This is a genomic window from Leisingera sp. F5 (assembly GCF_001593695.1).
This window is the reverse complement of sequence record NZ_LUKH01000112.1, coordinates 1-5932: the sequence shown is the minus strand read 5'-3', so window position 1 is coordinate 5932 and position 5932 is coordinate 1. Positions and strand designations below refer to the sequence as shown.

5 protein-coding genes are annotated in these 5932 nt (G+C 64.8%); 3 read left to right on the top strand and 2 right to left on the bottom strand.

The window, feature by feature from the left end:
* On the bottom strand, window positions 1–816 hold an 816-nt coding region (locus A2I95_RS25040), incomplete at its 3' end, for an aldehyde dehydrogenase family protein (RefSeq protein ID WP_291734274.1).
* Window positions 817–969: 153 nt separating this feature from the next.
* Between A2I95_RS25040 and A2I95_RS25035 the strand changes: the two genes are divergently transcribed.
* The 3 genes from A2I95_RS25035 to A2I95_RS25025 all read left to right on the top strand — a co-directional run bounded on the left by A2I95_RS25035 (window position 970) and on the right by A2I95_RS25025 (window position 4191).
* The gene (locus A2I95_RS25035) at window positions 970–1860 is read left to right on the top strand and encodes a LysR substrate-binding domain-containing protein (RefSeq protein ID WP_035920613.1); all 891 of its coding nucleotides are present in this window, start codon (window positions 970–972) and stop codon (window positions 1858–1860) included.
* Window position 1861: 1 nt separating this feature from the next.
* Window positions 1862–2749: a LysR substrate-binding domain-containing protein gene (locus tag A2I95_RS25030; RefSeq protein WP_291734269.1), complete on the top strand. Its 888-nt coding sequence runs from the start codon at window positions 1862–1864 to the stop codon at window positions 2747–2749.
* 233 nt (window positions 2750–2982) lie between these two features.
* Complete coding sequence (locus tag A2I95_RS25025; protein WP_291734266.1) at window positions 2983–4191, top strand: pyridoxal phosphate-dependent aminotransferase; 1209 nt, start codon at window positions 2983–2985, stop codon at window positions 4189–4191.
* Here A2I95_RS25025 and A2I95_RS25020 read toward each other — a convergent pair.
* A partial coding sequence (locus A2I95_RS25020; RefSeq protein ID WP_367152517.1) for an acyltransferase family protein occupies window positions 4188–5932 on the bottom strand: 1745 nt, incomplete at its 5' end. The genes A2I95_RS25025 and A2I95_RS25020 overlap by 4 nt on opposite strands.

Genomic DNA, 5932 nt, shown 5'->3' with positions numbered 1-5932 from the left:
GGCCATTTCCAGATCGGCGGAGGGGGCCACGATCATCGCGTTGTTGCCGCCAAGCTCCAGAATAGTGCGGCCGAGGCGATTGGACATATCCGCCGCTACCGCCTTGCCCATCGGCACCGAGCCGGTGGCGGAGATGATGGCGACATCCTTGGAGGCGGTCAGCGCCTCACCCAAATCACGCTCGCCGATCAGCACCTGGATCAGGCCCTCGGGGGCGTCCGCGCCAAAGGCCGCCATGGCGCGCTCGCAGATTTTCTGCACGGCCAGCGCTGTCAGCGGGGTTTTCTCGGACGGCTTCCAGATCACCGGATCGCCGCAGACCAGCGCAAGTGCTGCGTTCCAGCACCAGGGGGCGACGGGGAAGTTGAAAGCAGTGATGATGCCGCAAGTGCCCATCGGGTGCCAGCTCTCGCGCATGGCGTGGCCAGGGCGCTCAGACGCTATGGTGAGGCCGTAGAGCTGGCGCGAAAGACCCACGGCGAAGTCGCAGATGTCGATCATCTCTTGCACTTCGCCCAGCCCCTCCTGGTAGATCTTGCCGCATTCCAGGGTGACTAGGCGGCCCAGGTTTTCCTTCTCGCGGCGCAGTTCCTCGCCCAAGAGCCGCACCAGCTCGCCGCGGCGCGGGGCCGGCACCAGGCGCCAGGATTTGAAGGCGGATTTGGCCGCGGCGATCTGGGCTTCGGCCTCGGCTGGGGTGTGGGTCTTCAACAGGGCGATTTCGCTGCCGTCCACCGGTGTGGAGACGGCGAGTGTGCCGCCTGTTACTTCGGATTCGGTCAGGCCAGCTGCGGCGAGAATGTCGGAATGAGGCATATCTGCGTCCTTTCGGTGCAAGGGCGGGGCATGAGGAAAACTTTAGGGTGGATTCCGTCAATGTCCTGCCGAGCGTGGGGCTGATATAGAAATTGCACTGTCTGCTCTGGATTGCTAATGAAACTAAATCCATCCCTCATGAGTTCAGATCATATGATTGCCCCGCGCCGCTTCCTGCCCTCGATCCCCTCGCTGCTGGCCTTGGAGGCGGTAGACCGGTTAGGCAGTGCCTCGGCTGCGGCGGCGGACCTGTCGCTGACGCAAAGCGCCATCAGCCGCCAGCTGAAGCAGCTGGAAGAGCAGATGGAGGTGGATCTGATCGCCCGTGACCAGATGCGGATGCAGCTGACGCCGGCCGGGACCGGCTTTGCCAAGGAGGCGCGCGCGATCCTGACCCGGCTGGCGCAGGCCTCGGTCAAGCTGCGGGCCAATCCGGACGGGGGCAGCTTCACCCTGTCGATCCTGCCGTCCTTCGGCCTGCACTGGCTGGCGCCGCGGCTGAAGGAGTTTGCCGCCTCGCATCCTGGGATCACGGTGAACCTGCATACGCATAACTTGCCCTTCAGCTTTGACGCGGGCACCGCGCAGGCGGCAATCCATTACGGCACACGGGACTGGCCGGGGGTGGCGTATCTGCCCTTGATGCCGAAACATGTGCTGCCGGTCTGCGCGCCGGGACTGATGGCGGGGCCGGTGGCCAGCCCGGCGGAGCTGCTGAACTATCCGCTCTTGCATCTGGAGACCCATCCCGATTGCTGGGAGCAGTGGTTTCACCTGCACGGCGTGCCGGCCGCCAAGCTGCGGGGGATGCTGTTTGACCAGTCCTCGGCGATGACGCAGGGGGCGGTGCATGGGCTGGGAGTGGCCTTGCTGCCGGATTTCCTGGGGGAGAATGAAATTTCACAAGGCCGTTTGGCGCTGGCGATGGAGGGGGCGGCGGTGAGTCTGGGTGAGTATTTTCTGGTCTGGCCTGCGGATCAGGCGGAGGAATATCCGCTGATCAAGTTCCGCGAGTGGCTGATCTCGCAACTGGGGGAGGTGTGAGATGCAGCTGCCAAGCCTGACCCGTCTGCGCTGTTTCGAAAGCGCTGCGCGGCATCAGAGTTTCACTGCGGCGGGTGAGGAGCTGGGGCTGACCCAAAGCGCGGTCAGCAAGAAGGTAAAGGAGCTGGAGGCGGATCTGGGGTTCGACCTGTTCCAACGGGCGGGCCGGGGCGTGGTGCTGACGCTTGCAGGGCAGGGGCTGGCCGCCGATCTGGAGCTGGATCTGGCGGGGCTGCGGGCGACGCTGCAAAAGGCCGCGGCTGCGGGTGCGGGCCGCTCGGCCTTGCGGATTGCGGTGCTGCCGGCCTTTGCCAATCTGTGGCTGATCCCGCGGCTGCCGGATTTCTTTCAGCGCCACCCGGAGGTGGAACTGAGCTTCTCCACCCGGCTGGAGCCGTTTGATTTTGCCCGCGAGAACTTCGACCTGGCGGTGCATTACGGGCTGGACAACTGGCCGGGCACCCATATGGCGCCTCTGTTCGGCGAGGAGATGGTGCCGGTCTGCGCGCCGGGGTTCTATGCCGTGCATCAGCTGGAGCTGGCAGCCAATCTGGCGCAGGCGCCGCTGCTGCATCTGGACAGCCGGGCGGGGTCCTGGGCGGAGTGGTTCGAGCGCGCCGGGCTGGCAGGCCTGCCGCGGCAGGACGGGCGCTATTTCGATCAGCATTCGATGGTGATTGCAGCAGCGCTGGCCGGGCTGGGTGCGGCGATCGTGCCCTATGACATGGTGGCGCGGGAGGTTGCGGCGGGGGATTTGCTGCGGATCCCGGGGCCGGAACTGGTGTCCCGCAAGCGCTATTACCTGGTGCGCCCGCACGGGTCGGTGCCGGAGGCGGTGCAGAAGCTGGAAGTCTGGATGCGCAAGCAGTTAAAGAGCCGGCCTGATTGAGAGTTATTGCCTGGCCGAGAGGCCGGGCTGCACCTGCCTGCCCGTCAGACCGAAGGCTTGCCTCCGGCAAAACGGACAGGTGCATTCGCACCTGCCCATGCAGGCGCAGCCCTGAGTGGCTTAAGCATGCACCATGTCAAACAGGAATGGGTTCTGTCGCAAAGAGCCGGTTTTTGGAGAGCGGCTTTCGTTTCATGCTGGTGGGGTGATTCATCCTGCAGGGAGCCTCCGCCATGGCCCAGTTCCGCCGCGCCAGCCGTCTTGACCCGCTTGAGGTCTCGGAAATTCTGACCATCGGCGCGAAGGCGACAGAGATGAAGCGGCAGGGCGCGCCTGTGATCATCCTCGGCGCTGGGGAGCCGGATTTTGATACGCCGGACCACGTCAAAGAGGCCGCCGCCGCGGCGATGCGGGCGGGGCAGACGAAATACACCGCCCTTGGCGGCACGCTGGCGCTGCGGAAGGCGATCCAGGCGAAGTTCCGGCGCGACAACGGGCTGGACTATGCACTGGACGAGATCATCGCGGGCACCGGCGCCAAGGAAATCCTGTTTGATGCCTTCATGGCAAGCCTTGACCCCGGTGATGAGGTGATCGTGCCGACGCCCTATTGGACCTCCTATTCCGACATCATCCGCATTGCGGGCGGGGTGCCGGTACTGGTGGCTTGCGGCGACGATACGGGCTTCCGGCTGACCGCGGACAAGCTGGAGGCGGCGATCACCCCGCGCACCCGCTGGCTGCTGCTGAATTCACCCTCGAACCCGGCAGGGGCGGGGTATAGCGCCGCAGACTACAGGCCGCTGCTGGAGGTTTTGCTGCGGCATCCGGATGTCTGGCTAATGGCGGATGACATGTATGAGCACATCACCTATGGCGGGTTTGAATTTGCCACGCCGGCGCAGGTAGAGCCGCGGCTGAAGGAGCGGGTGCTGACGGTCAATGGTGTGTCCAAGGCCTATGCGATGACCGGCTGGCGGCTGGGCTATGCGGGCGGGCCGAAGGATCTGATTGCCGCGATGAAAGTGGTGCAGTCGCAATCGACCTCGCACCCGTCGTCCATTTCGCAGGCGGCAGCGGTGGCCGCATTGAACGGTCCGGAGGAAGTGCTGGCTGAGCGGCGAGCCAGCTTTCAGGCGCGGCGCGACCTTGTGGTGGAGGCGCTCAATGGCATGGAGGGTATTGACTGCCCGGTGCCGGAGGGGGCGTTTTATACCTTTGCCAATTGCGCCGGGGTGCTGGGCAAGCGCACGCCGCGGGGGGCTGTGCTGGAGACGGACGCGGATTTCTGCGCCTATCTGCTGGATCAGCATCATGTGGCAGTGGTGCCGGGCCGGGCCTTTGGTATCTCGCCCTATTTCCGGATTTCCTATGCGACTTCGGAAACGGAGTTGCGCGAGGCTTTGACCCGGATTGCCGGTGCAGTAGCGGCGTTGGCCTAGGCCTGCGCAACTGCCGGCTGGCGGCGGTTGCGGGCATTGGTCCATGCCTGCATCAGCTGGCGCTGCAGGGCGGCGGCGGCAAGGCCCATGGCGAGGCCGCCAAAGATTGCTAAAGCGTCGTTCAATGGGCTGCTGCCCTCCAGCCCGAGCATCGGCATCAGCAGTTCCGGCACGAAACGGTGCAGCAGGTAGATCGGGAAGGCGGCCTGTGCCAGCCGCATCAGCGGGCGGGCCGCAAAACGCGGCATCGGCAGGCGGGTGACGAACAGCAGCCCGGCGATCAGTGCCAATAGCCACATGTATTTGATCCAGCCGCCGTACCAGTTGCCGCCCAGATAGGCCGCCGCAGGCATGATCAGGCAGGCCGCGGCCAGCACCAGCAGCCGTTGCCCATGGGTGCCGGCGGAAGTGATGCACCAGCCAAGGGCAAACAGGTAAAAGACCCACGGCACGGTGAACTGCGCCCGCCCGCCGATTTGCCAGACCTCGGGTGCTATCAGGCGGAGTGCCACGGCAAACGCCAGAAAACACAGGCCGGTCCGGAAAGCGTCTTGGCGGACAAGCCAGCGGCGCAGGGGCGGCACGGCAAAGGGCAGCGCCACCAGCAGGGTCATCTGCACATATGCCTCGATGAACCAATAGAGATAGGGCAGCATCTGGTGGGTTTCAGGAATTGTCAGGGCGAAGTTGCCGGCCAGAAAGACCGAGACCCAGGGCACTTGCTCCCAGGCCGCGGCATAGCCTGCGAGGATCAGGTAATAGGGCATCAGCACCGCGGCCACTGGTTTTAAGAAACTGCGCATGTCACCGGACCTTAGCGCCTCCCAGCGGAAGCCCGCGACGCTCATTCCCATCAGGATCACCATGGCGGCAGCGCCGCCATAGACCGGCCAAAGGGTCTGATGGGCCACCACCACATCATGGCCCATGATGTCGACCCAATGGTCGTGCAGCTTGTCGTTCTCGCCCGCGACCCCGTGCCAGTTGATGGTGCCGTCGTCGCGGGTGTGCTTCTCGATGTACCGCTCTTTGGCGTTGATAAGGGTCTGGAAATAAAAGATATCCGCGCCCTTGCCGCCGATCAGAAGATCATCGCCGGGCACCGGCTGATCGGGGTACAGCTTGCCATCTGTCAGCTCGTTTTCCGGGTCGCCCTCGTCGCGGTCAGGGTCATAGGCGATGGCGCCCTCGCGCCCGTCGGCGCGGCTGATCAGCAGGTCGTTGCCGCCGCCGCCTTTCAGCGTGTCCTCGCCGTGGCCGCCGTCCAGCACATCGTTGCCGCCGCCGCCATACAGCGTGTCATTGCCATAGTTGCCCTGCAGCACGTCGGCGCCGCCTTTGCCGGCGATCTTGTCATCGCCGCGGCCCGCATCAATGCCATCGGCGCCGCTGGTGCCGCGCACCGTGTTGTCGCCGCCGTTGCGGCTGATCATGTTGAGGCTGCGGTCCAGATGGCCGTGATGGGTCACGCCGTAGTCCGACAGAATCTCCAGGAAGGTATCGCTGGCGCCGTGCAGCTGGCCAAAGGCCGGGGCCAGATCCTCCATCATTGCATCCATTTTGGCACCCATGGCGGTGCCGGCCGCCTCGGCCAGCGCCATCTGGCTGCTTTCGCCCAGCTGGCTGTCAAAGATCCGCACATCGCTGATGGTGCCCTTGAACAGCGAATGGGCCGCATCGTCCTGATCGCTGCGCCAGGCCCGGCTGCCGCCGATCACCAGGGAATGGCCGTTGTCTTCCA